The sequence below is a fragment of the Variovorax sp. NFACC27 genome, from assembly GCF_048301545.1.
Lineage (GTDB): Bacteria > Pseudomonadota > Gammaproteobacteria > Burkholderiales > Burkholderiaceae_C > Variovorax > Variovorax gossypii.
The window spans coordinates 1,199,581-1,224,338 of the sequence record NZ_CP157613.1 but is presented as its reverse complement, the minus strand read 5'-3'; the positions used below and the strand labels follow the sequence as shown (position 1 = coordinate 1,224,338).

18 protein-coding genes and 2 riboswitches are annotated in these 24,758 nt (G+C 60.0%); of the genes, 10 read left to right on the top strand and 8 right to left on the bottom strand.

Going from position 1 to position 24,758, the window contains the following annotated elements; genetic code table 11:
- On the top strand, positions 1 to 702 hold the full coding sequence (locus tag ABL840_RS05715; RefSeq protein ID WP_093207291.1) for an ABC transporter ATP-binding protein: 702 nt from the start codon (positions 1 to 3) through the stop codon (positions 700 to 702).
- Between the two features lie 222 nt (positions 703 to 924).
- Here ABL840_RS05715 and ABL840_RS05710 read toward each other — a convergent pair whose 3' ends face one another.
- Complete coding sequence (locus ABL840_RS05710; protein WP_418116207.1) at positions 925 to 4,980, bottom strand: glycosyltransferase; 4,056 nt, start codon at positions 4,978 to 4,980, stop codon at positions 925 to 927.
- Between the two features lie 396 nt (positions 4,981 to 5,376).
- On the opposite strand from ABL840_RS05710, the gene gmd reads away from it, so the two are divergent.
- Positions 5,377 to 6,414, top strand: coding sequence for a GDP-mannose 4,6-dehydratase (gmd, locus tag ABL840_RS05705; protein ID WP_093299449.1), 1,038 nt, complete (start codon positions 5,377 to 5,379; stop codon positions 6,412 to 6,414).
- On the top strand, positions 6,411 to 7,283 hold the full coding sequence (locus tag ABL840_RS05700; protein ID WP_093299446.1) for a GDP-mannose 4,6-dehydratase: 873 nt from the start codon (positions 6,411 to 6,413) through the stop codon (positions 7,281 to 7,283). The genes gmd and ABL840_RS05700 overlap by 4 nt, the downstream gene beginning before the upstream one ends.
- A 365-nt stretch (positions 7,284 to 7,648) precedes the next feature.
- On the opposite strand, the gene ABL840_RS05695 is transcribed toward ABL840_RS05700, so the two are convergent.
- Positions 7,649 to 10,186: a glycosyltransferase gene (locus ABL840_RS05695; RefSeq protein ID WP_093299444.1), complete on the bottom strand. Its 2,538-nt coding sequence runs from the start codon at positions 10,184 to 10,186 to the stop codon at positions 7,649 to 7,651.
- Positions 10,187 to 10,716: 530 nt separating this feature from the next.
- Between ABL840_RS05695 and ABL840_RS05690 the strand changes: the two genes are divergently transcribed.
- The 6 genes from ABL840_RS05690 to ABL840_RS05665 all read left to right on the top strand — a co-directional run bounded on the left by ABL840_RS05690 (position 10,717) and on the right by ABL840_RS05665 (position 17,074).
- Positions 10,717 to 11,715 (top strand): NAD-dependent 4,6-dehydratase LegB, encoded by a 999-nt coding sequence (locus ABL840_RS05690; RefSeq protein ID WP_093299441.1) that lies wholly within the window; start codon positions 10,717 to 10,719, stop codon positions 11,713 to 11,715.
- A gap of 12 nt (positions 11,716 to 11,727) precedes the next feature.
- Entirely contained in the window at positions 11,728 to 12,441 is a 714-nt protein-coding gene (locus tag ABL840_RS05685) for a nucleotidyltransferase family protein (RefSeq protein WP_093299439.1), read from the top strand.
- A complete protein-coding gene (locus ABL840_RS05680; protein ID WP_093299436.1) occupies positions 12,438 to 13,292 on the top strand; it encodes an NAD-dependent epimerase/dehydratase family protein in 855 nt (284 codons plus the stop codon). The genes ABL840_RS05685 and ABL840_RS05680 overlap by 4 nt, the downstream gene beginning before the upstream one ends.
- Before the next feature lie 5 nt (positions 13,293 to 13,297).
- Positions 13,298 to 14,242, top strand: coding sequence for a glycosyltransferase family 2 protein (locus ABL840_RS05675; RefSeq protein ID WP_418116206.1), 945 nt, complete (start codon positions 13,298 to 13,300; stop codon positions 14,240 to 14,242).
- Between the two features lie 74 nt (positions 14,243 to 14,316).
- Positions 14,317 to 14,760 carry a GtrA family protein gene (locus tag ABL840_RS05670; RefSeq protein WP_093299432.1) on the top strand — a complete coding sequence of 148 codons (444 nt, stop codon included), beginning with the start codon at positions 14,317 to 14,319 and terminating at the stop codon, positions 14,758 to 14,760.
- Positions 14,744 to 17,074 (top strand): DUF6541 family protein, encoded by a 2,331-nt coding sequence (locus ABL840_RS05665; RefSeq protein WP_177246197.1) that lies wholly within the window; start codon positions 14,744 to 14,746, stop codon positions 17,072 to 17,074. The genes ABL840_RS05670 and ABL840_RS05665 overlap by 17 nt, the downstream gene beginning before the upstream one ends.
- A gap of 6 nt (positions 17,075 to 17,080) precedes the next feature.
- Here the strand turns inward: ABL840_RS05665 and ABL840_RS05660 are convergent, their stop codons facing one another.
- From ABL840_RS05660 to rfbB, 5 genes are read right to left on the bottom strand one after another with little or no spacing between them, the layout of a single operon-like run.
- Positions 17,081 to 18,124, bottom strand: a complete 1,044-nt coding sequence (locus ABL840_RS05660; RefSeq protein ID WP_093299428.1) for a class I SAM-dependent methyltransferase — start codon at positions 18,122 to 18,124, stop codon at positions 17,081 to 17,083.
- A gap of 29 nt (positions 18,125 to 18,153) precedes the next feature.
- Positions 18,154 to 18,702 carry a dTDP-4-dehydrorhamnose 3,5-epimerase gene (gene rfbC / locus ABL840_RS05655; RefSeq protein WP_093299425.1) on the bottom strand — a complete coding sequence of 183 codons (549 nt, stop codon included), beginning with the start codon at positions 18,700 to 18,702 and terminating at the stop codon, positions 18,154 to 18,156.
- Positions 18,699 to 19,595 carry a glucose-1-phosphate thymidylyltransferase RfbA gene (rfbA, locus tag ABL840_RS05650; RefSeq protein WP_093299423.1) on the bottom strand — a complete coding sequence of 299 codons (897 nt, stop codon included), beginning with the start codon at positions 19,593 to 19,595 and terminating at the stop codon, positions 18,699 to 18,701. The genes rfbC and rfbA overlap by 4 nt, the downstream gene beginning before the upstream one ends.
- A gap of 19 nt (positions 19,596 to 19,614) precedes the next feature.
- A complete protein-coding gene (rfbD, locus tag ABL840_RS05645) occupies positions 19,615 to 20,505 on the bottom strand; it encodes a dTDP-4-dehydrorhamnose reductase (RefSeq protein ID WP_093299420.1) in 891 nt (296 codons plus the stop codon).
- Entirely contained in the window at positions 20,502 to 21,578 is a 1,077-nt protein-coding gene (gene rfbB, locus ABL840_RS05640; protein WP_093299418.1) for a dTDP-glucose 4,6-dehydratase, read from the bottom strand. Before rfbB ends, rfbD begins: the two co-directional genes overlap by 4 nt.
- 121 nt (positions 21,579 to 21,699) lie before the next feature.
- Positions 21,700 to 21,788, top strand: a riboswitch (glycine riboswitch).
- Positions 21,789 to 21,822: 34 nt separating this feature from the next.
- Positions 21,823 to 21,930: riboswitch (glycine riboswitch) on the top strand.
- Positions 21,931 to 22,024: 94 nt separating this feature from the next.
- On the opposite strand from rfbB, the gene ABL840_RS05635 reads away from it, so the two are divergent.
- On the top strand, positions 22,025 to 23,332 hold the full coding sequence (locus ABL840_RS05635) for a D-amino acid dehydrogenase (RefSeq protein ID WP_093299415.1): 1,308 nt from the start codon (positions 22,025 to 22,027) through the stop codon (positions 23,330 to 23,332).
- A gap of 19 nt (positions 23,333 to 23,351) precedes the next feature.
- On the opposite strand, the gene ABL840_RS05630 is transcribed toward ABL840_RS05635, so the two are convergent.
- Complete coding sequence (locus ABL840_RS05630; protein ID WP_093299413.1) at positions 23,352 to 24,758, bottom strand: RtcB family protein; 1,407 nt, start codon at positions 24,756 to 24,758, stop codon at positions 23,352 to 23,354.

The following is a 24,758-nucleotide window of genomic DNA, read 5'->3' as shown; positions in this document are numbered from 1 at the left end:
ATGGCATTCATTTCACTCAAGAACGTCGCCGTCAACTTCCCGATCTACGGAGCCGGCGCGAACTCGCTCAAGAAGACGCTCGCGGCCTCGGTGACCGGTGGCCGCTTCGGCAAGGAAACCGGCGTGACGGTGGTGCAGGCGCTCAGCGGCATCAACATCGAACTGAAGAGCGGCGACCGGCTCGGGCTGGTCGGCCACAACGGCGCGGGCAAGTCGACCCTGCTGCGCACGCTTGCCGGAGTCTACGAGCCGTCGTCGGGCGAATTCGCGCGCCAGGGTACGGTGGCCAGCCTGATCGACCCTTCGCTGGGCATCGAGATGGACGCCACGGGCGTGGAGAACATCATGCTGCGCGGCCTCGTGATGGGCATGAGCAAGAAGGAGATCGACCGCCTCACGCCCGACATCTGCGAATTCAGCGGCCTGGGCGAATATGTGAACATGCCAGTGCGCACCTACTCGACCGGCATGATGATGCGCTTGGCTTTTTCCATTTCCACCAGCGTCGAGGCAGATATCTTGCTGATGGACGAATGGCTTTCAGTGGGAGATGCCGAGTTCACTGAAAAGGCAGAAAAACGTATGCGAGATGTGGTGTCGAAGTCTGGCATTCTCGTACTCGCCTCGCATTCGCCGGAACTGATCGCCAAGGAATGCAATCGAGTAATTCATCTCGAGCACGGCAGAATCGTAGAACAGTAAGCGTGCGCGGAAACGGGCTCGAGAAAGATCAACAATCTGGCCTACGCCCTCTCAAATTTCGATAGCCGATCAAGGGCTTAGTCGTAAAGCTCAACCATGGCCGCTTCGAGCAATTGAAGGTGAAGAGGGGAGAGCACAAAGCGCAATTGGTCAGAAGACCGAACGAGCGCTGGCCAATTCCCTGCATCCAAGGCCGCCGGCATTGCGCCGGCCCCCTTTGGCTCAACCCTTTGAAGCTCGGAGTGACGCGCGGATTTCGGCCAATCGCGCAGCGGCCCTCTGCCCTGCCGTTTCCAGCGACAGATCGATGGCAGCGCGCGCCTTGCCACGCGCGCCTATCTGCTTCGCCCACTCGCGGTCTTGGTACAGACGCTGCATGAGTTGGGCAGCATGCTCTGTCGACGGCTCTGCCCACTTGAGCTTCTCATCGTAAGGCGGGATCGGGCGACCGAGTTTCACCAGTTTGTAGGGCACCAAGAGGCTGTCTTCCTCGCCCATGAAGTCAACATTGCCCGAGTAATTGGTGGCGATGACCGGCTTGCCCATCAACATGGCCTCAGCCATCGTGAGACCCAGTCCTTCGCTGCGATGCAAGGACACATACACATCACACGCATCCATCAGCGACAGCACTTCGTCAGGGCTGTAGACCTGATCAATCACCACAATGTTATGGCCCTCTGCGGCAGCGCGCAGCTCCTGCAGCTGCACCGGATGCCGGTCACCGAACGACGTCTTCAGCACCAGCGTCACATCGTCCTGCGTAGAAAATGCCGCCTTGAATGCCTGAATAAGGCCTAGCGGATTCTTGCGCTCCATCACGCTCATCATGTGGAACGTGAACAAGAATGTGAAGCTACCGTCCTTCAGGCCAAAGTACTTGCGCTCTCGCTGCTGATAAGTACCAAGTGCGACACCGGGGAACATCGTCCGCACAGGAATCGAAAGTCGCTCGCGCAGGCCCTTGGCAACGAATTCGGTGGCCGTCCAGACTTCGTCGACGTTGGCAGCCGCCGCCACCCACGAGTCGGGAATCGAATCAAATTCCCAATACCAATAAGCAATCCGATAGGTGCGCGGCACATGCTCGCTCAAGTCGCTGCGGCTATAAGCCTCGTTAAAAAATGGCTCTGGCTGCGTGTGAAGGATGGTCGTTTCGAAGTCTTCGAAATCGCGGAACTGCGCATGGACGGGGTCGTCCTTTCTGTCCGTACGGACGTCGCGGAGCGCGGTCTGCACACCTACCTCGCGCAGCCCCTTTACAAGCGCCTCCACGGAAACCCGAAGACCCGACGGATACGAAAAATGGCCGATGACGTTGACGCCGAGCGTCGTCATCTCGGTCGCCACCGCCTCTTTGTTTAGGCCGGCACACCATGACTTCACGACCTCCGGTTGCATGGCTTCAGGCAACTGAAGCCAGTCGATCAGTGCCTTGGCGGATTCAATGTCGTCAAGTGCTTCGGGATGCATGCGCTGCCACTGCTCACGCGCGCGATAGGCCAGTCGAAGCTGGCGGGCCGGCACCATGTCGACCGGCCAGTGAATCGGGTCAGCCCACAGTTCATCCACGCGATAATTCGCACGGAACCATGAGGCAAAGGCACGGCGGCCAAAAACCGTCAGGCCATCGGGGTAGCACTTTTGCCAGTCTGGCGTGAATTCGTAGGCCCTGACCAGTTCAGCCTCGGGCGCTTCGGCGGCCCTCCAGAACAACCACCAGATCTCCTCAAGACGCAAGCCTGCATCACGCCGGCCGTGTTGCATGAACCAATGGAACAGCTCGCGCCTCCCAATGGGCAGCAAACCGTGCGGCAGCAACGCTCGAACATCCGCTTGATAGAGAAACGCCTGCCGCGCCCGAACTCCCAAGTCTTCCGACAGCAGCGCGCGGATCGAAGCGAGCGCATCTAGGCTCAAGTCGAAGCGATTCGCGCCCTCTGCTTCGAGCCACTTGTAAAACGCGCCATCGGGGCCTTCGGAAAGCGCGGTGGAGAACCTCAGGCGAACGTCAGCGCAGGTGCGCAGGAGGTCCAAGCACCACCTGGCCGCAGACCAGACATCGCGCACACCGTGCGCCGGTTGGGGCGTCCAGATCACGTTCTCACGCGGCCGCATCGCCACGGTCAGGCATGCACCATCGTTCGACAAGTCGAGTGTCTGCACATGCGACCTGGGCGAGCCAAACTCGCGAAGGCTGGCCTTGAGCTTCTCGCGGACCGTAGGCACCGGGCCGACTCGAAGAGTTGGAATCGCGTGATTCGCATCCAGTTCTGGATGAAGGTAGGGGTCTTCGTCAATACCCAGGGCACGAATATCGTCGGCCATCCGACGCGTATCTGCCTCGGGGTTGCTACGGCCTCGCGTCGCGCCTTCATGATGAACGAGCTGAGCCTGTGGCACGTAGGCAATGCGGTAACCTGCGCGCCAGATATGCAAGCAAAGTGCTACGTCGCTCATCGCGATCAGGTACGACTCGTCGAAGCCTCCGACGCGCTCAAAAGCGCTGCGCCGCACCATCTGGCATGCGCCCATGACCGAGAGCCAATTGCGGGTGTGATTCGGCGAGCCGAAAACGTCCCACGGGAGTGCTTCGGCACTGCGATACATCAGGGCACATAGGTGAATACCGACGCCCACGCCGCCATGCTGCAGTTCACCCGATGGAAAGACCAGCTTGGCACCAACCACTCCAACGCCTGGCCGCATCGCAACGCGCACCATTTCACACAGCCAGTCGCGAGAAACAATCTCGATATCGTTATTCAAGAACAACAGGATCTCGCCGTGCGAGAACGCCGCGCCATAGTTGCACGCAGCAGAATAGTTGAAGGTCTTGTTGAAGTGAACGATTCGAACGCTTGGCTCCGAAGCGAGTTCGGCGTAATAGGCCAGCGTTTCCGGCTCGGTGGAGCCGGTGTCCACGATGATAATTTCCTTGTTCGGATATGCCGTCCCCTGCAGCAGCCCCCCCACGGACATGCGCAGCAGATGCTCCTTGTCCTTCGTAGGAATCACGATTGAAACAAGCGGCGGCTGATCGAGCGTCCAGGTCGCATGCTGCGTGCCGTCGGGCTGCGTCTGCACTGAAGCGTCGATGCCCTTCTGCGCCCAGTACTTGCGCAACACCGCGCGCTGCGCCGCAGCGTCGACCGAGTCGGCGGGCGGCCTGTCTCTATGGCCGCCCGCCGCACGATGACAAAGCACCTTGGGAATGCGAGTGATAGTCTGCGCAATGTCGCTCGCGCGAAGGTTCAGATCCCACTCGAAGCCGGCGCCAGCCTCGGGGTCGATACCGCCCGCAGCCTGGACGAGTTGCCGGCGCAGCAGCGTCAAGCGCCCAAAGTAGTTGAAGGCGTATAGCAACTCCGGCGACCAGCTCGGCTTGAAGTACGGCCGGGTGCGACCGCCTTCGACGGACAACTCGTCCTCATCAGAATAAAGAATATCGCTAGCCGGTGCTTCGATCAGCGCATTGGCAATTGCGATTGCAGCGCCCGGTGCAATGATGTCGCCGACGTCTAGCACTGCGATGAAATCACCGTTGGCGAGCGAAAGGCAGGTGGTCAACGCTTCAGCTCTGTTCTTGTCGTGAGCAGGCACCGAGATCACGCACGGCTCTTCATCCTGCAGCATGCGCAGCGCATCGCCTAGCGAGCCACCATGATCACTCGTGACCGCGACGATGAGTTGCCATTGGCCAAAGCTTTGCTGTTGAATCGACCTCACAGTCTCGCGCAGCATCGCAAGCTGCGCGTCACTTGCACAAAGCAGAAAACTTGGCCGGAGACCCACGGACACCCCAGGGATCACAGCCGAGCTACATTCGTGCTCAGCAATCCATTGGCGATAGGCATTCTGACTATCAGAGCCGGCGTCGGCGCTAATAACGGGCATGGCGGGCGCGACGTGAGATGCATTCGCCTCGACCGTTCGACGGCGCTCCTTGAGAAACCGGAGCCGCTGAGGCATGCGCCAGGGCGTGGCTACCCACCATGTGGCCTTTGCCGCGCGGCGCAGATATCCGCGCCAAGATGGAGGCATTGCAGCTGACACCCTCCGCAACGGGGCGGTCAAACGCCAAGACGCCGAATTGAGCAATGCATTCTGCTGCTGCACGGCGAGGGCCGCGCGCTGATCTGCCGATTCGATCTGGGCGTCAAACGAATCGTCGCTGCTTCGTACAAGTCGCTCCTGCAGCTCCAACCGCAACTTGAGGATGGCAATCTGCCTCTCCGCTTCGGCTAGTTTTTCTGCGTCTCGTGGTGTGTCACTCATACTTGCTTTGTATATCTTGAGTATTGAAGGGCCTGCCGGCTCGATGTCAGCCCTTACTCCTTGCATCGGGAACAGCCATTGCCGCTACAGCCAATGCTCTTGCATTTATTATCGCCATTGACTGTTGGCTTTCAGCCACGCGACTTGCATCAATGTTGCGCTTGCAGGCAATACGCGCGCTTCGCTTCCCCATAACGAGTCGGTGACACTCCTCGTTGATCGCCGTCCCGTTGAATCCAGGACGCCGGCAAGTTACTTAGTCAAACATGCCCAGACACGAGAGTTCACCCCATTTGGCAGAATCCGGACCTCCACGGTCTCATCCATCCACGGCCCTCACCCACGAACGGCAAGGGCCGTCGCATGACGCGATTTTTTACTAAAGAGAGAGTTCTCATGAAAAAACATGCCGTTGTAACAGGCATCACGGGCCAAGATGGCGCCTATCTGGCTGAGCTGCTGCTTGCCAAAGGATACGTCGTCTATGGCACTTATCGACGCACCAGCTCGGTCAACTTCTGGCGTATCGAGGAACTGGGCATCCAGAACAATCCCGACCTGCACTTGGTGGAGTACGACCTGACCGATCTGGGAAGCTCGATCGAGTTGCTCCGCCAAGCAGAACCAGTTGAGGTCTACAACCTTGCGGCTCAGAGTTTCGTGGGCGTGAGCTTTAACCAGCCCGCAGCAACCGCACAAATCACGGGCGTGGGCGCCCTGCATCTGCTAGAGGCAATACGCCTTGTCAACCCGAAGATCCGCTTCTATCAAGCGTCTACATCCGAGATGTTCGGCAAGGTGCAAGCGATCCCCCAAGTGGAGGACACGCCTTTCTATCCACGCAGTCCATACGGCGTCGCCAAACTCTACGCCCACTGGATGACCATCAACTACCGCGAGAGCTACGACATCTTCGGCTGCAGTGGCATCTTGTTCAATCACGAAAGTCCCCTGCGCGGCCGCGAGTTCGTGACACGCAAGATCACGGACAGCGTGGCAAAGATCAAACTGGGCAAACTCGATACCCTGGAACTCGGCAACCTCGACGCCAAGCGCGACTGGGGGTTTGCAAAGGAGTATGTCGAGGGCATGTGGCGCATGCTTCAAGTGGACGAGCCAGATACTTATGTGCTGGCAACCAATCGTACGGAAACCGTCCGTGATTTCGTGAAAATGGCATTTAAGGGCGCCGGTATCACCGTGGCATTCCAAGGAACCGGCGAACGCGAGTCCGCCGTTGACACCGCCACCGGCAAGACAGTGCTGCGCGTGAATCCGAAGTTTTACCGTCCTGCGGAAGTGGAATTGCTGATTGGCAACCCGGCGAAGGCAAAAGCCAAGTTGGGCTGGGAGCCTACAACCACATTGGAACAACTCTGCCAGATGATGGTTGAAGCAGATCTGCGACGCAACGAACGGGGCTTTTCGTTTTGAAGATCCTGCTAACCGGTGCAGATGGATTCACTGGCCGAGTCTTTGCCGAGCGCGCCATCGCCGAGGGCCATACCATCGTTGCACTACGGTCTGATCTCACCGATGGCAAAGCACTTCAACAAGAAGTACTGACAACGGCACCGGACGCTGTCGTGCATCTGGCAGCGATCAGCTTTGTAGGGCACGCGCATGACGAGGCGTTTTATGCCGTCAATGTGGTTGGCACCACCAACCTTCTGAATGCCTTGGTCAAGTTATCTGTTCGGCCACGCCGCGTCTTACTGGCGAGCAGTGCCAACATCTACGGCAACACGACGCACTCCCCTATCGACGAAACGCAGACGCCGGCGCCCGTCAATCATTACGGCATGAGCAAGCTGGCCATGGAGTACATGGCGCGCACCTACATCGACCAGCTCAACATCGTCATCACGCGTCCATTCAATTACACCGGTCCTGGGCAGGATCTCAATTTCCTTATCCCCAAATTGGCAATGCACTTTGCCGACCGCGCGCAATCCATTGCCTTGGGCAACCTGGATGTGCAACGCGAGTTCAACGATGTCCGAATGGTCTGCGACGCTTATCTGCTGCTGCTTGCGTATGGGGAGCCCAATGAAACATACAACATATGCTCGGGAGAGCCATACGCACTTCAATTTGTCATTGACACCTTTGCTCGACTAACTACGCACTCCATACGCGTCGAAATCAATCCTGCATTTGTCCGAGCAAACGAAGTGCACAGGCTGTGCGGCAATCCTGGCAAACTTCACTCTCTCTTTGCCCAAAATGGCGTCACCCTTGATGCACCACCCTTGGAGGAGACGCTTCAGCGTATGCTGCTTGCCGTTGAGAAAAAGGGCTAGAACAGCCTTTCGAGCCATTGCGTACGCCCATCGCAGGACAGACAGCCCCGGTCGAAAGAGTTTTTCGCGGCCCCCACCGCCAGCTCGCGCAGACCAGCAGGGAACGACCTGCGTACGTTTCTCAGCAACACGATCACGCGCCAAGAGATTGAACGTACATCGCGCGCAACTGGCCCATAGTTGCAGCATCAGTTCGCTGATTGGCAGCCTCGAGCGAGATGCGGCCGGCGCATTGCCGCCGCCCCGATCCCCGATCGCTTGGTTCGTCAACACTGATTCGCTTGAGCAAACCTAGCTGGCCTTGCTTGGGCCCGTTCTCATCAATTTGAATTACGGGCAGATCGAGAGTCGAAGAGTCGGCACGCTCAGTCGATTCTGACTGCGTCAAACAAACCGTTTTCCCGCATGATCTTTTCGAGCGAACGCTTGCACTGCAGCTCCTGGCGAGCGAGCCAGGTATCGTCGGCCACATTCAACGCGTGCAGGCAAATCTTCGAAGCTGCTGTCCGCGAATAATTGTCCTCAACATAGCGCAGACCGGCTTCGCGCATGCGATTCCATGACGATTCATCTTCATAGATACGCAGGACTTCGCTAGCGAACTGCAATGGATCATCGGCAATCGACATGTGCTCGTCTTGCGCCTGTGCAATGCCCTCTGCAGCGATGTTCGTCGCGACACTCGGCACGCCGTGTGCAAGCGCCGTCACGAGCTTGCCTTTGATGCCTGCGCCATAGCGCAAAGGCGCAACAAAGACTCTGGAGGCCTGGAAATACGGTTCGAGCTCTTCGACGAAGCCGGTAACGATCACTCGGTCCGACGCCAACGCCAGCACTTCTTCCGGAGGCTTGTTGCCCACGACCAGGAGCTTGGCATGAGGCGGGAGACCGCGAAGCAATTCAGGCCAGATCGACTTCACGAAGAATAGGACAGAGTCCACATTGGGCACGTGAGGGAAATTTCCCAGGAACATAACGTCAGCCCGTGCCGAGAAACCCGGCGTATGCCTGTACGCCTCGGTGATCCAAGGAAGCACGACCAGGTTGTCGAGTGGCCGCGGAAGCGCCTTCTGAATCACTTCCTGCTCGAACTGGGTATGGATGAACGAAGCGTCCGCATACGCGAACATCTCTAGTTCTTTCTTCTTGGTCAGCTTGGCTGAAAACAAGGCCTGCATATCGTTCGCGGTTTCTGCAGCGCGCGTTTCCCGCAGGTAGTGCAGGTCGACATTGGCAAAAAGCACGCGCGTGCTAGGCGCCTTTGCTCGCAGGCTGCGGTAGATCGGATGAGCGACGTTGTAGCGATAGAGCAGCGCGTAGTCAAAGCAAGTGCCGGCATCGAGCACTTGTTCGGCGCTGCCGAAGAAGGGCATGTAGTAGCAGCACACTCCACGTCGCTGCAACGCGGAAGTGTATTTACTCGACCAATAGGGCGCATGATCCGGAAAGAAGCTCTCGCCGAAACCGGCCTCGCGATATGCGCCCATCACCTCGTAGGTCACGATTGAACCAGAGTCCTGGTCGGGTGTCGGCGTCAATGCATCGACGACGAGAATGTTCCGCCTGCTGCGCCAGCAAGCAGCTCGCATCACACTGCTGCCCGGAATGGGATGCTCGGCCAACTCCGAACTGAAGCGCTTGGCCAGTTTCTGGAGATTGGTGACCTGGTAGGCCTTGATGCCCTTCGTTGTGTCACGCCCGTGCGTAATGCCCTCGTAGTGGATGGCACGCGAGGTCGGGATAAACCAGACTTCATAGCCAGCACGGCGCAGCCGGAATGCAAGATCGGCATCTTCGCAATATGCCGGCTTGTATTCAGGATCGAAGCCGCCCAGTTCGTTCCAAACCGATTTGCGAATGGCAATGGACGCACCCGAAATGAAATCCGCCTGCCGGGCATAACAATACTGCGGCAGATTCGGGTCGGCGTTCCGGCCATAGTTGTGTGCTGACCCGTCGCGCCAGAAGATGCCCCCAGCCTCCTGTAGCGTCCCATCGGCATTGAAAAGCTTGGAGCCCACCATGCCAGCCTTGGGGAACAGATCGAAAGCCTCCACAAGTTCATCGAGCCAACCCGCAACGACACGGGTATCGCTGTTCAGCAGAACGACAAACTCGCCACGAGCCTGTGCAACCGCTGAATTGCAGCACTCCAAAAACCCCCCATTCGCAGTGCGCCGCTCGTAGCGGATCCAGGGAATGACCCCCAAGGCCTCCGCCTGCGATGATGTTGGCGATGCGTCGTCCGCAACGATCACTTCGATCGAATACCTCGTACGCAGCCGCGCCAGCGAATCCAGGCAGTTCAACGCGAAGTGTGTCTGCCCATACACCGGGATGATGATGGACACCTTGGGCGTGGATAGATCGACGGCAAACGCCGGCACCCGCGCAGCCATTGCCTTTGCTGCTTCTGCAATGCCGCTGTCCGCCTCGCGCTGCCCGAAATCGAAGCCTGCACCCGCAAAATACGCGTGACCTGCCATCAGTTCGTATTGAACGATGTCGTCCGGCAGCGGGTATGGGCGATCCCGCTCCAACCAAGCGTAGTCGGGCTCCGGGTTCCGCGGAAGCTCTCGCTTCTCTCTGCGGCCGAACTCCACCCAATGAACCAACGGATTGAGTCCCGCCGCCCGCAGGTCGGGATTCCTCCCCAAGTAAGCACGCATCGAAAACTCAGCTGACGGCTCGAAGCCCTGCTTCCAACCACTGGAGAGGTAGTGTTCCAGCGGATCGACGCCGCCCGCAACCGCCGCCGGGTACTCCTGCCGATAAAAATCGGCGTCGAACAAAGCGGCCTCCTTGATTGCCGCTACGGCTGACACATTGCCAACCGGTTTTGCTCGCATGATGCGCAGCGCCTTCTTCGAAAGCTGTGCTGCCTGCTTGAGTTCTTTGATCAAATCTTCTCCACTTTTCAGCGTCTTCGCGCGCCGATTCCTGATTGCGAAACCTCGAACCAGAGCGCGGTCCTGCAACTACTCAGAAAAACGGACTTCTTCCTTGCTCAAGAGAAGGCGGGCAAGGTTGACGCCATCCTGACCTGTGATATCGGTGACTGCTGCGTGCTTCTTCATTTAGGGCAGTCGATATCTTGTACGCGGAGAACCGCGAGAAGCGCAATTGTGCCGCAACGAATATGCGCACAAGCAAGGCCAGTCACAGGAGGAGGCTGGCCGGGATAGCCGCATGATGTTTCATCTCGATACACCCCTGCGAGGGCGCGCGCTCTTGGAGCTGCTCACGATCCAGCCGAGCGAACTGCTGATCTAGAATGCGCCCGCCGGCCAAAAACAGGGACGCCTTGCGTCTTTCCTCAGGCATTTGGCCGAATTGCAAGGCCTTTCGAAGTGCCACACCCCCACAAAGGTGCAGCACTTCACAAGCGTGCCGAGTGGGTCGCGGCCACAACCTTCAAGAAGAGATTCGAATCATGCACCTCAAGGGCAAAAAAGTGTTGGTGACAGGTGCTGATGGATTCATCGGCAGCCATCTGGTAGAAGCATTGATCGCGCATGGTTGCGATGTCCGTGCCTTCGTCTACTACAACTCCTTCAGCAGTTGGGGTTGGCTAGACTCCCTGCCCCAGGACATCGTTCGCAACCTCGATGTGTTCTCGGGCGACATTCGAGATCCGAACGGCGTACTCGAAGCGATGACGGGATGCGATGTCGTCTTCCATCTAGCAGCACTGATCGCGATCCCATTCTCGTACCACTCCCCCGACTCATACGTCGACACGAACATCAAGGGCACTCTGAACGTTCTTCAGGCAGCCAAACGACTCGGCATCGAACGCTGCTTGGTGACGTCGACATCCGAGGTGTACGGTACGGCGCAATACGCACCGATCGACGAGAAGCATCCCTTCCAGGGGCAGTCACCCTACAGCGCCTCGAAGATCGGCGCGGATCGGCTGGCGGAGTCGTTTCACAAGTCTTTCGAGACGCCCGTGGTCATCGTGAGACCGTTCAATACCTATGGGCCTCGCCAATCAGCCCGAGCTGTGATCCCCACCATCATCACGCAACTGATGCTGGGAGAAAAGGAGCTGCGGCTCGGAAGCCTCTCGCCTACTCGCGACTTCAACTACGTCAAGGACACCGCGCAGGGTTTCATTGCGCTGGCCGAGTCTGACGAAACGATCGGCAAGGAAATCAACATTGCAACGGGCAAGGAATATTCCATCGGCAAAGTTGCGGAAATTCTGGTGGCCGAGCTCAATCCGAATGCACGCATCGTGACAGACGAGCAGCGCCTTCGGCCGGATGCTTCGGAGGTCTTTCGCCTGATGGGAGATAACACGCTTATCACGTCCCTTACGCCATGGCGGCCTCGCTACGATCTCGCAGACGGCCTACGCGACACCATCGAGTGGTTCAAGAACCCAGAAAACCTGTCGCGCTACAAGGCGTGGCTCTACAACGTCTGAGGAGGTTTCCCCATGCGAGCAGTCATTCTGGCCGGCGGCAAAGGCACCCGGCTTCGCCCCTACACCACGTTGATCCCAAAGCCGCTCGTCCCGCTCGGAGGCAAGTACTCGATCCTCGAGATCATCATCATGCAGTTGAAGCAAGCTGGCTTCACGCGAATCACGCTTGCGGTGAATCACCTGTCGCAGCTGATCATGGCCTACTTCGGCGACGGCTCGCGACTGGGCGTGCAACTTGACTATTCGCTGGAGGAAGGCGAACTCAGCACCATCGGTCCTTTGACGCTCATTCCCGATCTACCTGAGAACTTCCTCGTCATGAACGGCGACATCCTTTGCGACCTGGACTACCAACGGTTCTTCCAGTCGCACGTGGCAGCGAAGGACATGGTATCGGTGTCGGCGTACCGCCGCGAGGTCAAGATCGACTTCGGGGTGCTGCGCTACGACGCAGATGGCCGTCTGAACGAATTCCAGGAAAAGCCGACATACGACTTCGACGTCAGCATGGGCATCTATTGCATCCATCGCTCTGTCATCGAACGCCTGCCCAAGGGCGGCAAGTATGGCTTCGATAACCTCATGATCGACGGCCTCAGGAACGACCAGCGTATCGCCATCCGGCCGTTTGACGGCTACTGGCTGGACATCGGTCGGCCCGATGACTATCAATATGCCGACGATAACTTCGAAGAGCTCGCAACGAAGCTCGGAATCGGCTCTTGAAAACAGCGCTGATCACGGGCTCGACGGGCGCACTGGCGCGAGCCATTGTCGCGCGGCTCCAGCAAACCGGGATGTTCAACGTCGTAGCAACGAGTCGAAGCGCCGACGCGCTACAGCTCGACGTGCGAGACAGAGAGCGCATGGAGACACTGCTCCAGGAAACCCGCCCGGACCTGATCTTTCATCTGGCGGCCACCTTCTCGAGCGAGTACGACGAGGCCTATGCGGTTAACGTCGATGCCACTCGCCAACTGCTGGAACTCGTTGAGCGCGCACATGCAGGAACCCGCGTGTTGCTGGTGGGCTCCGCTGCAGAGTATGGTGCGGTTGGGGTCGAGGAGAACCCGATCCAGGAAGACCACGCGCTGCATCCGCAATCCGTGTATGGCCTGACTAAATCGTGGCAGACCCAGCTCGCTTGGTTCTACGCCCTTCGCGGCGTCCAAGTGGTGGTGGCGCGGCTGTTCAACCTCGAAGGGCCCGGTCTTTCGAACAGGCTCTTCATCGGCCGGGTACAAACGCAGATCGAAGAAGTTCACCAAGGTGTGAGATCAGCTTTCGAGTTCGGCCCTCTCGAAGCGACGCGTGACTACGTGGACGCGGACGAGGCCGCGAGGCAAATGCTGGCCGTGGCGATCCACGGCGAACCGGGACACGTGTATCACGTCGGCAGCGGCAAACCCATCACCATGCGCGCATTGCTGGGGCGGCTGCTGGCCTCTCAAGAGATGACAGCGGTCCCGGTGCACGAGTCCCAGGCCCTCACCAATCGTACCGGCTACGACGTCCCGGTAATCTACGCAGACATGACAAAGACATTCCAGTTGATGGGAGAGGGCAAGCCATCGTGACGAAGTTGAAACTGACCGTTGTCACCCCCGTCTTCAACGAAGAGCATGTCATCGCACATTTCCACGAACGCGCGAAAAAGGTGCTGGAGTCGATTGAAGGCGTTGAATGGTCCATTCTGTATGTGGTGGATCAGTGCACGGACCGCACAGTGGATGTCCTGCGAACGGTCGTCGCCGGCGACCCCGCCGCAAAGGTGCTGGTGCTTTCGTCGCGCTTCGGGCATCAGATGTCGCTGCTGGCAGGCATCGAGCACTCGCTCGATTCGGACGCCATCGTCATGATGGACAGCGACCTCCAGCACCCTCCCGAACTCATTCCCACGCTGCTGGAAGAATTCAAGCGCGGCAACGAGGTGGTGTACACGCTGCGCGAGGACACGGAGGACGTGGGCTTCCTGCGAAAACAGGCCGGAAACCTGTTCTACAAGCTGCTGGGGAACATTTCTCAGGTGCCGATCAATCCCAACGCAGCGGACTTCCGCCTTATCTCCAAGCGAGTGGCCCAGACCCTGTCCCAGGGCTTTCAGGAACGCAACATGTTCCTGAGAGGACTCTTCTCCTGGATCGGGTTCAAGCAAGCGGGAGTCAAATTCGTCGCCGAGAAGCGCTTTGCCGGCCAGTCGAAATACTCATTGTCGAGAATGATCCAGCTCGCCATGGCGGGCATCCTCTCGTTCAGCACCAAGCCGCTTCAGCTCAGCATCTTTGCAGGCGGACTGTTTGCACTGCTCGCCTTTCTGCTGATCATCGTGCTGGTCATCAAGTACTTCTTCGTGCAGTCCATTCCGAACGGCTGGACGACGATGGTGGTGCTGCTCCTGCTGTTCAGCGGCATCCAACTCATCGTCCTGGGCATCATGGGAGCGTACGTGGGGGGCATCTACGACGAGGTCAAGGGCCGCCCACGCTATATCGTCGAAGAAGAAATCTCACACTCCCCCACGCCGTGACCGGGAGGCGCTGGCCAACCAAGCCAGCGCCATGCCTGCAAACGCGCGAGAGCCTGCCCGCAAATCCAAACGTCATGCTGAGACCAGGCGCCTTCACCCAATCCATTCTGGACCGCTGTCGTTCACCAGAAGTTCAGCAGCTTTTTCGCTTCGTCGTCGTCGGGGTCGCCAACACGGCATTCGGCTACGCCATCATCTTTGCCTGCATGTATCTGGTGGGCCTCTCTGCAGAGCTGAGCAATGCCGTCGGCTACGGCATTGGTCTGCTGGTTTCGTACGTGATGCACAAGGCGTTCACGTTCAACAGCGACAGGCCTCACCGCGAAGCTTTCGTCCGCTTTCTCGTCGTGTTCGCGGCGGCTTATGCAGCGAACCTGCTCGTACTGGTCATTCTGGTTCGAGGCATCGGCGTTCATGAGGCCATCAGCCAGGTCATTGCAAGCGCGGTCTATGTGATCACTTCCTTCATCATGAACAAGCTGTATGTCTTCAGACAATCTCATGACGACGCAAAGTAATTCCGGACGCCGAAGCGGCGTCGTCATCTCGGCAACGCTTGTTTTGCTCTGGTGCATTTTCCTGTGGCCCGCCTTCGACAAGACCCGCTCGTTCGCACTGTGGATGGACAACGAGTTCTTCATCGGCCCTGTGCTTTCGTCGATGTCTGCAAGCCTCGCTCACGGCGAGTGGCCGCTCAGGATGAACACGATCCTGGGTGGCGTTCCACTGCACAACTTCGCCCAGTTGTCGGCGCTCTACCCCTTCTATCTGACGCCTCTGCCGCTATTCGAGAGTCCTCTCGAAGTCGTTCACTCGATGCACTGGCTGACACTTGCCCACTTGTTGATCCTCGAGATCAACATGTACGTCCTGCTGCGCGCCATGCAAGTATCGCGCATCGGGGCAGTGACGGCGGCTTCACTTTTTGCCTTTGGCGCGAACAGCCTCTCCTATGCAGCATGGCTCAACATCGTCGCGCCCTATGCCTGGCTCCCGTTGTACTTGGCAGGGTTGCTGGGCCTGTTGTCACCCGAGAGCTCACGGCGTCATTTCGTCATGGCACTCGCGGGAATTGTCCTGCTGACGCTCGCATCTCCCGCGCAGCCACTCATCCACGCCATCCTTCTGAGCGCCATTTTCTGCATTGCCTATGCAATGAGTGCGGGGCGAGCCCATGAATGGAAGAGCATCGGAAACTCGGTCGTAAAAGTCGGCATCGTGGCAGTGATTGCAGTGCTGCTGGTCGCGCCCGTCATTCTTCCGACCGCGCTGGAATTCAAGAACATGATCCGTTGGATCGGGGCCTTCCCCCCCGTCTTCGGCAATGAGCGCATTCCATTCGAAGCTTTCCAAGTCGATCAACTCGCACCGCAGGACCTGGGCGGCGTATTGTTCAAGTTCAAGAGCAACGCCGTGGGCAGTCAGTTCATCGGGCTTGTCTGCGCGTCGCTGGCATGCGTGGCCGTCGTTTCGCGGCCGCGCTCCTGGCTGGTCGGTGCTCTCTTGTTCGTTGCCATCTACGCCTTGATCTCATCGACGGGTAGCAATCTGGGCCTTGCTCATTTCAATTACGTCGTCCCCATCCTGAACAAGATCCGCGAGCCAAGCCGATTTCTGGTCCTGTTCCAAATGGCAATGACGGTGCTCGCAGCCATCGGAATCGACGAGATCCGCAACGAGCTCTCTTGCAGCGAGCCTGGTCGTCGCCGCCTGGCAACCAAGCTGTATACGTTGGCGGCTATTGCACTGATCGCTGTGCTCGTTGCTTGGCGTCTGGGGGACCACGTGGCCTCCGCCACGCCCTCGTGGATTCCGCTTGCCACGCTGGTCGTACTTGCACTGGCCACACTGCTCATGGCGCGGTCCCGCTCGGTCGCCCGAGGCATGCAGGCAGCTGCCATGTGGAGCGCGGCCGCGCTGGTCCTAGTTCTCGTGGATGTCCCATGGCGGCCACCCAGCATATCCACCAGCTTCTACAACACCAGCCACGCGCGCCAGCTCGACGAAGTACTGGACAGGGTGAAGGCACTGGATCCGAATCATGACTATCGCGTTGTGTTCGATGGAAAGATCGACAAGCAGTTGGGCGCCATGCTTGCCTCCTACAAGGGAATTCGCAGCTTCAACGCTTACTTCAATCCGGCGCCCAAGCAGCAGTTCGACGAGCTCTACTATCACGCTCCACGCAACGACAACTATTTCCGCGTGCTCGGAGGCAAGTACCTTGTCTGCGACGATTGCTCGCCTCTCGCATTGGAAGGCTACATGCACAAGGAAGACATCGCCGGGCTGAAGCTGTACGAGGCAAATGCATCGCTTCCTCATGTGTACGCAACCATGACGCTGGATGGCGTCTATGACTCGCTGCACGACTTCGCGGCGAAAGCAGCGTCTGCCGACCTCACCAGCAGCGTGCTTTTCATGGAAAAGGACAACGGGGGCCTGCCTCGCTCGACTGGCGAAAAAAAACCGGCGCACTGCAATGTCAAGGAAGACCTACCGCGTGGCACCAACCATGTGCGGGTGCACGTCGCATGCCAGGCGACGGCTATGCTGATCCTGAACGAATTCTTCGACAAGGCTTGGAAGGTCTCCATCGAGAGCCATCGCTCGCAGCTGGCCCGGGTCAACGGCAATCAAATTGGCACCCTGGTGCCGCCAGGCACCCACACCGTCGAGTTCAGATACCGACCGGCCACGTTCATGTGGTCCCTGCCACTGCTCGGATGCGGGTTGGCTCTCCTCATCGTGCTGCTGATTGCCGGAGGAAAGTGGCTGCCTCGTCTCAATCAGAAGCAGACCACGGCGCCGCGCAGCAGCAGTCCTTCGTAAAGTAAATCAGCTGCCGCGCGTCAGCGCGCGCTCGACCCATCGAAGAGGCGCCAAGAGCCTCCAGGAGCGCGAATTCTGGATTGCGGCGAGGCGTTGCTCGCTCTGGGAGACCTGATGAGCAAGCAATACCTCCAGCCGCCTGCATTCGGCATCCGATCTTGCGCGTGCATCGTCCCATGCGACGCGCTCGGCATTCATCGACAAAGCCCATGCGCTGCGCTCTTCAAACTCCTTTTGAAGTGCCACATGCCTAGCCTCTAGTTCGGAATGTTCCTTGTGCAATCCTGACGCCCACTGCATAACCTTCTGCTGCTCCGCATACAGGTCGTTGCCAGCCTCTGCGAACAGATTAGGCCCCATGGGCGGCAGCAAATCTTCGCTTGCAGCGCAGATGGCGACGAAATACATTGCGCGATCAGCGTTCTGGGTCTGAGCCTTTAGCTCATCGTCCGACAAGAGCAACGCCTCGTAGTTGGCGGCGCTCCCTTCAAGTGGAAACAGCGCCGAGGCGGTCAGGAAGCGTTGGGCAAAATATCGATTGACGGGAAAGAAACGGCGGAGCAACGCATCGAGTTCATCGAAGTACAACTCCTTGACATGAAACTCGTTCACGTAGTTTCGCTCATCCGAATACACCTTCTTGTTGGGCGACGAGATGATCAGGATGCCAGAAGGCTTCAACACACGCCGCAACTCCCCGAGCATCTCGTCTTGCTCCGCCAGATGCTCGAGCGTCTCGAAAGACACGGCAACATCGACACTGGCATCTTTCAGCGGGATGGCTGTTGCACTGCCTTCCACGAATCGCAGATTGGTCTGCACGGCGTAGCGCTGCCGCGCATGCTCGACAGCTTCTTTCGAGATATCTACACCGACAACGGAACTCGCAGTTTTCGCAAGCAGCGCGGAGCCATAACCCTCGCCACAGGCAATATCCAGCACGTCGCGCCCCACGCATAGCGATTGCACCCACCCGTACCGATGCATATGCTCGTAGCGAATCTCGCCCGTTTCAGTGGGAATGAACCGTTCACCGGTGAAGTTCAACATGGGGATTCAGTTTTTCTCGAAATACGAAATCATTCGAACAATTCAGCCGAACGCAAAGTCGCTGCGCCCGCATCCTTTGCTGACAACTGGGGGACCGAGCCAACCTCTGGCCATTCGATCGCCAGATCGCCATCGTTCCAGATGATCGCGCGCTCATGTGACGGGGCGTAGTAGTCCGTGGTCTTGTAGAGAAACTCCGCCGTTTCGCTAAGCACCAAAAACCCGTGTGCGAAACCTTCCGGAACCCACAATTGCCTGTGGTTTTCCTCGCTCAACTCGACGCCCACCCACTTGCCGAAAGTCGGCGACGACTTGCGAATGTCCACCGCCACATCGAACACGGCCCCTCTCACCACACGCACCAGCTTGCCCTGCGGTTGCTGGATCTGATAGTGCAAGCCGCGCAGAACCCCTTTCACCGAGCGCGAGTGATTGTCCTGAATGAAATTCACATGGCGGCCGACGGCTTCGTCAAACGCCTTCTGATTGAAGCTCTCGAAGAAAAACCCGCGCGCGTCGCCAAACACCTTCGGCTCGATCACCAGTACTTCGGGAATGATGGTCGGCGTGGCTTTCACGAACGCACCTCGTCGTTCAACAAGTGTTTCAGATACTTGCCATAACCACTCTTCTCGAGCGGCACGGCGAGCTTTTCGAGTTGCTCACTCGTGATGAATCCGTTGCGCCACGCAATCTCTTCAGGGCAGGCTGTCTTCAACCCTTGCCGATGCTCCAGCGTTGCAATGAACTGCCCTGCTTCCAGCAGGCTGTCATGCGTACCCGTATCGAGCCACGCATAGCCTCGCTGCATGATCTGCACGTTGAGCTGATCGCGATCCAGATACGCCTGGTTGACGGCGGTGATCTCGAGTTCGCCACGCGCACTCGGCTTCACCGCCTTGGCGATATCCACTACCTGGTTGTCGTAGAAGTAGAGGCCCGTGACCGCATAGCTGCTCTTCGGCTTCACCGGCTTTTCCTCGATGCTGCTGGCCTTGCCCTTGTCGTCGAAGGCGACGACGCCATAGCGCTCAGGGTCCTGCACGTGATACGCGAACACGGTGGCGCCGGAAGTCTTCGCATCCGCATCGGCCAGCAGATGTACAAAATCATGGCCGTAAAAGATGTTGTCGCCCAGCACCAGTGCGCTCGGCGAGTTGCCGACGAACTTGTCACCGATGATGAAGGCCTGCGCGAGCCCGTCCGGGCTGGGCTGCACTTCGTACTGGAGGTTGATGCCCCATTGGCTGCCATCGCCCAGCAGCTGCTGGAAGCGCGGCGTGTCCTGCGGCGTGCTGATGATCAGGATGTCGCGCATGCCGCCCAGCATGAGCGTGCTGAGCGGGTAGTAGATCATCGGCTTGTCGTACACCGGCAGCAGTTGCTTGCTGATCGCTAGGGTCGCGGGGTGCAGGCGTGTGCCCGATCCACCGGCCAGGATGATGCCCTTGCGTTGCGTCGTCTTGGTCATGTTCTTCTTCTCGTGAAGTTCAAAGGATCTCGCGCAGCATGCGCGAGACGCCTTCCTGCCAGGGCGGCAGGCGCAGGCCGAAAGTGGTCTGCAGCTTGGAGGTATCGAGGCGTGAATTGTGCGGGCGCTTCGCAGGCGTCGGGAAAGCGCTGGTCGGCACGGCTTCGACGGCATCCGGTCCGGCCTTGAGTTCGACGCCAGCCTGCTGAGCCATTTCGAGCACGAAGCGCGCGTAGCCGTGCCACGTCGTTTCGCCGCCGGCAATCGCGTGATACAGGCCCGCCTTCGACGAGTCCTGCAAGGTCGCCCGGATGGCGTGCGCCGTCACGTCTGCCAGCAGTTCCGCACCGGTAGGCGCACCGAACTGGTCATCGATGACAGTCAGCTTGTCGCGCTCCTTCGCCAGCCGCAGCATGGTCTTGGCGAAGTTGCCGCCGCGCGCTGCATACACCCAGCTTGTGCGAAAGATCAGGTGCTTCGCGCAGTTCCGCGCAACCAACTGCTCGCCCTCGAGCTTGGTCTGGCCGTACACGCTGAGCGGACCGGTCGCATCGTCTTCCTTCCAGGGCTTCGTGCCACTGCCGTCGAAAACATAGTCGGTCGAGTAGTGCACCATCAGCGCGCCGATCTTCTGCGCCGCTTCGGCCACGACTCCAGGTGACGTAGCGTTGAGCTTGCGCGCGAACTCGGGTTCGCTCTCGGCCTTGTCGACCGCGGTGTGCGCCGCGGCATTGACGATCACGTCGGGGCGGACCTTCAGCACCGTATCGGCCAGCTCCTCCGGCCGACTGAAGTCGGCGTGAAAATCGGTGCTGTCGAAATCGAGCGCAACCAGCTCACCGAGCGGCGCCAGGCTGCGCTGCAACTCCCAACCGACCTGCCCACCCTTGCCCAGCAGCAGCAGCTTCATGCCGCAGCCTTCGCGTTGCTGTCGTACTGCTTCTCGACCCACTCGCGGTAGGCGCCGCTCTGCACGTTGCGCACCCACTCGCTGTTCGCGAGGTACCACTCCACGGTCTTGCGGATGCCGGTATCGAAGGTCTCTGCGGGCTTCCAGCCAAGCTCGGCTTCGAGCTTGCGTGCGTCGATGGCGTAGCGGCGGTCATGGCCGGGACGGTCCGTGACGTAAGTGATCTGTTCCTTGTACGGCTTGCCGTCGTTGCGGGGGCGCAATTCGTCGAGCAGCGCGCAAACTGTGTTGACGATCTCGATGTTGGGCTTCTCGTTCCAGCCGCCCACGTTGTAGGTCTCGCCCAGCTTGCCGGCTTCAAGCACGCGGCGGATGGCGCTGCAGTGGTCCTTCACGTAGAGCCAGTCGCGCACCTGCATGCCGTCGCCGTACACGGGCAGGTTCTTGCCAGCCAGCGCGTTGACGATCATCAGCGGGATCAGCTTCTCAGGGAAGTGGAACGGACCGTAGTTGTTCGAGCAGTTCGTGGTCAGCACCGGCAGGCCGTAGGTGTGGTGCCAGGCGCGCACGAGGTGGTCGCTGGCTGCCTTGCTGGCCGAATACGGGCTGTTCGGCTCGTACTTGTTCTCCTCGGTGAAGGCCGGGTCGGTCTTGGAGAGCGAGCCGTAGACCTCGTCGGTCGACACGTGCAGGAAGCGGAAGGCCGACTTCTGATCGGCCGGCAACGCGCTCCAAAACCCGCGCACCGACTCGAGCAGGCGGAAGGTGCCGAGCACGTTGGTCTGCACGAAGTCTTCGGGGCCGTGGATCGAGCGGTCGACGTGCGACTCGGCGGCGAAGTTCATCACGGCGCGCGGCTTGTGCTCGGCCAGCAGGCGGTCGACGAGGGCGCTGTCGCCGATGTCGCCCTGAACGAAGATGTGCTTCGGGTTGCCCTTGAGCGACGCGAGCGTCTCGAGGTTGCCCGCGTAAGTCAGTTTGTCGAGGTTCACGACCGGCTCGTCGCTGTTCGCGATCCAGTCGAGAACGAAATTGGCGCCGATGAAGCCAGCGCCGCCTGTAACCAGGATCATGGGGTCCCCTGAATGTTGGAAGTCATTGCCGTGTCGCAATGGACGTTAACGCGCGATTATCCCATTGGGCCAATGGACGAAAACACAAGACGTTACCGATCTCTTTTCGCTGTGTTTACAATTGCGCTTTGCAGGAGAGCGGGCCACTCTGATGGCCCTACCGAAGGCGCAAACTCCCATAAACGCTCAGGTCGGCCCGACGAAGTCTTGGAGATTTCGGCAAGGGGTCAGTACTGCATCAATTGAAACGCCGTCTGGAGAGCCGCCACTTCACGTGGCGCACCGAAGGAGCAAATCCGTTGCGAAGGTGCAACAGATGAATCTCTCAGGTACCGAGGACAGGGGGAGCGGCAACTTGGACTGCGGTCGTCCAGTTGCTTTCGCTATTTATTCGATAGCAAACAACACCCGCCGTTCAAGCGCTGCAACCTCAAAAGGTACTTGAAATGCGCGTGATCGTTCTCGGCGCCGGCCTGCTCGGCGTGACCTCGGCTTACTACCTCCAGCAACTCGGCCACGAAGTGACCGTGATCGACCGGCAGGCCACCCCGGCTGCCGAAACCAGCTTCGCCAACGGCGGACAGATCTCCGTCAGCCACGCCGAACCCTGGGCCAACCCCAGCGCCCCCCTGAAGGTGCTGCAATGGCTGGGCAAGGAAGACGCCCCGCTGCTCTTCCGCATGCGCGCCGACATGCGCCAGTGGCTCTGGGGCCTGCAGTTCCTGCGCGAATGCACGCCGGCGCGCACCCGTCACAACATCGAGCAGATCGTGCGTCTCGGCACATACAGCCGCTCGATGTTGCAACAGTTGCGCCGCGACACCGGCCTCAGCTACGACCAGCGCACGCAAGGCATCCTGCACTTCTACACGACGCAGAAGGAGTTCGACGGCGCCCTCGAGCCCGCCGAACAGATGCGCGCCCTGGGCTGCGAGCGCCTGGTCATCTCGGCCGACGAGGCCGTGAAGCTCGAGCCCGCCCTCGCCCACATCCGACCGAAGCTGGCCGGCGCCACCTACACGGCCGAGGACGAATCGGGCGACGCCAACCGCTTCGCCCGCGAGCTCGTGGGCCTGGCCGCCGCCGCGGGCGTGAAGTTCCTGATGAGCCACACCGTGACCGCGCTGCGCGAGGCCGGCGGCAGCATCGACCACGTCGAGGCCACCGACAGCGAAGGCCGCTTCCAGCGCATCCGCGGCGACGCCTTCGTGCTGGCGATGGGCTCGCTGAGCCCGCTGTACGCCGCGCCGCTGGGCATCCGGCTGCCGATCTACCCGGCCAAGGGCTACTCGGTGACGCTGCCCGTCAAGGACGCCTCGAAGGCACACCAGGTCTCGCTGACCGACGACGAATTCAAGCTCGTGTTCTCGCGCTACACCTCGGCATCGGGCGACCGCCTGCGCATTGCCGGCACGGCCGAACTCAACGGCTACGACCGCGACCTGAACCGCGTGCGCTGCGAAGCCATCGTGCGCCGCGTCGAAGAACTGTTCCCGGGCGCAGGCGACACCACGCAAGCCCAGTTCTGGACCGGCCTGCGTCCCGCCACGCCGAGCAACGTCCCGCTGATCGGCAAGACGAAGCTGCCGAACCTGTTCCTCAATACCGGCCACGGCACCCTGGGCTGGACGCACGCCTGCGGCTCGGGCAAGTCGATCGCGCGGATCGTGAGCGGACTGGAGCCGGAGGTCGATTTCGCGTTCACGGGGATGCCTGCGCCCAAGCCGCGCATCCCGCAACCCGCACTGGGCTGACGAACCGGCAAGCCCTGGATCACGCCTTGAACGTGATCCAGGGCCTGAGCCGCACCGCGCAGTGGATCAGGCCTGCGCGCTCCTGCGCGTCGATCACTTCGCCGATGGGCTTGTAGGCCTGCGGCGCCTCCTCGATCCGGCGCTCCTCCCGCAAGGTCACGCACTGCCAGCTTGCCTGCTCGTCGACGGGCGCCGGCCGCATCGCGCGCACCTGCTGCCGACGCATCCGCCGGCCAGCGCCATGGCTGCACGACCAGAGCCAGTCTTCGTGCCCCAGTCCGGCCGCCAGGTACGAGTAGTCACCCATGGAGCCGGGAATCAGCGCCAGATCGCCCGCGTCCGCCGGCGTCGCACCCTTGCGGTGGATATTCATGCCGTGTTCCCGCAGCACGACGTTGTGCGGCACGTCCACGACGAGCCTCGACGAAGTGGCACCCAGCAATTCCGCGAAATCCTTGCGTACCAGTTCGGCCAGGACGACCCGGTTTGCCCATGCGTAACGCGCCGCCACCCCCATGGCCTCCAGATATTCGTCGGCCAGCGGTCCCGCCAGGCCGTACAAGCCGCTTTTCGGATGGCGCAGGCCCTTGGGCCATTCGTCGCGGGCACGGTCCATCCAGCGGCCGCCCACATGGAACCCGATGTCGCGCGAGCCGCTGTGGATCATCACGACCACGTCCCCTGCCTTCAGGCCGGCGCGATAGGCCTCGTGACGGTCCATCACATGGTCGACAACTTGCAGTTCCACGAAGTGATTGCCGCTGCCCGGCGTGCCGAGGCAGGGGTCACGAAACACCTCATGGCGGACGCCGGTGTAGGCCTCGGGCGCATGCCGCGCGCTGCCGCCGAACGTCGCCAGGCCGATGCAGGCATCGAGTTCGGCCTGCATCCGGTCGCGGTCGCACGCCGACCATAGCCCGCCGTCCTGAACCGCTTCGAGGAATGCCGACGGCCCCACATCGAACAGCGCCCTGAATGCCGCCGTGTGCACCGGCACGTCGCGCCCGTTGTCGAGCAGGCTGCGCGTGAGCCGCTCGACCAGCCGCGTCTTGTGCGGCGCCACCTGGTCGAGCGTGAGCCCGGTGGTCAGCAGTCGCATGCCACAGTTGATGTCGGTACCCACCGCTGCGGGAATGACGAAGTCGGCATCGGTCGCGACAACGCTGCCGACAGGCGCGACAGAGCCCGGATGGAAGTCGGGCGTCGCACAGGCCTTGCACACGCCCCGCTCGCCGTCGGGCGAGCGCACGCTGGCAAAAGCCAGCAACTGATTCACCGCCTTTTCTTCCAGCGGAAGACTGGGTGGCAGGAGCACCGTGGCCTGCGAGGCCTCGTGGTGCAGGTGATAAACGCCGTCGCGGTAGTCGACGGCAATGCCAGCACGCGAAAAGGCGCGCTGAAGTCTCGAGAAACGAAGGTCGCTCAT

Coding starts and splice junctions, on each gene's coding strand:
- ABL840_RS05710 (WP_418116207.1), bottom strand. CDS start 4,980: ATGAGTGACACACCACGAGACGCAGAAAAACTAGCCGAAGCGGAGAGG.
- ABL840_RS05665 (WP_177246197.1), top strand. CDS start 14,744: ATGACGACGCAAAGTAATTCCGGACGCCGAAGCGGCGTCGTCATCTCG.
- ABL840_RS05685 (WP_093299439.1), top strand. CDS start 11,728: ATGCGAGCAGTCATTCTGGCCGGCGGCAAAGGCACCCGGCTTCGCCCC.
- ABL840_RS05660 (WP_093299428.1), bottom strand. CDS start 18,124: ATGTTGAACTTCACCGGTGAACGGTTCATTCCCACTGAAACGGGCGAG.
- rfbD (WP_093299420.1), bottom strand. CDS start 20,505: ATGAAGCTGCTGCTGCTGGGCAAGGGTGGGCAGGTCGGTTGGGAGTTG.
- ABL840_RS05630 (WP_093299413.1), bottom strand. CDS start 24,758: ATGAGCGACCTTCGTTTCTCGAGACTTCAGCGCGCCTTTTCGCGTGCT.
- ABL840_RS05715 (WP_093207291.1), top strand. CDS start 1: ATGGCATTCATTTCACTCAAGAACGTCGCCGTCAACTTCCCGATCTAC.
- ABL840_RS05670 (WP_093299432.1), top strand. CDS start 14,317: ATGCTGAGACCAGGCGCCTTCACCCAATCCATTCTGGACCGCTGTCGT.
- ABL840_RS05635 (WP_093299415.1), top strand. CDS start 22,025: ATGCGCGTGATCGTTCTCGGCGCCGGCCTGCTCGGCGTGACCTCGGCT.
- gmd (WP_093299449.1), top strand. CDS start 5,377: ATGAAAAAACATGCCGTTGTAACAGGCATCACGGGCCAAGATGGCGCC.
- ABL840_RS05690 (WP_093299441.1), top strand. CDS start 10,717: ATGCACCTCAAGGGCAAAAAAGTGTTGGTGACAGGTGCTGATGGATTC.
- rfbA (WP_093299423.1), bottom strand. CDS start 19,595: ATGACCAAGACGACGCAACGCAAGGGCATCATCCTGGCCGGTGGATCG.
- rfbB (WP_093299418.1), bottom strand. CDS start 21,578: ATGATCCTGGTTACAGGCGGCGCTGGCTTCATCGGCGCCAATTTCGTT.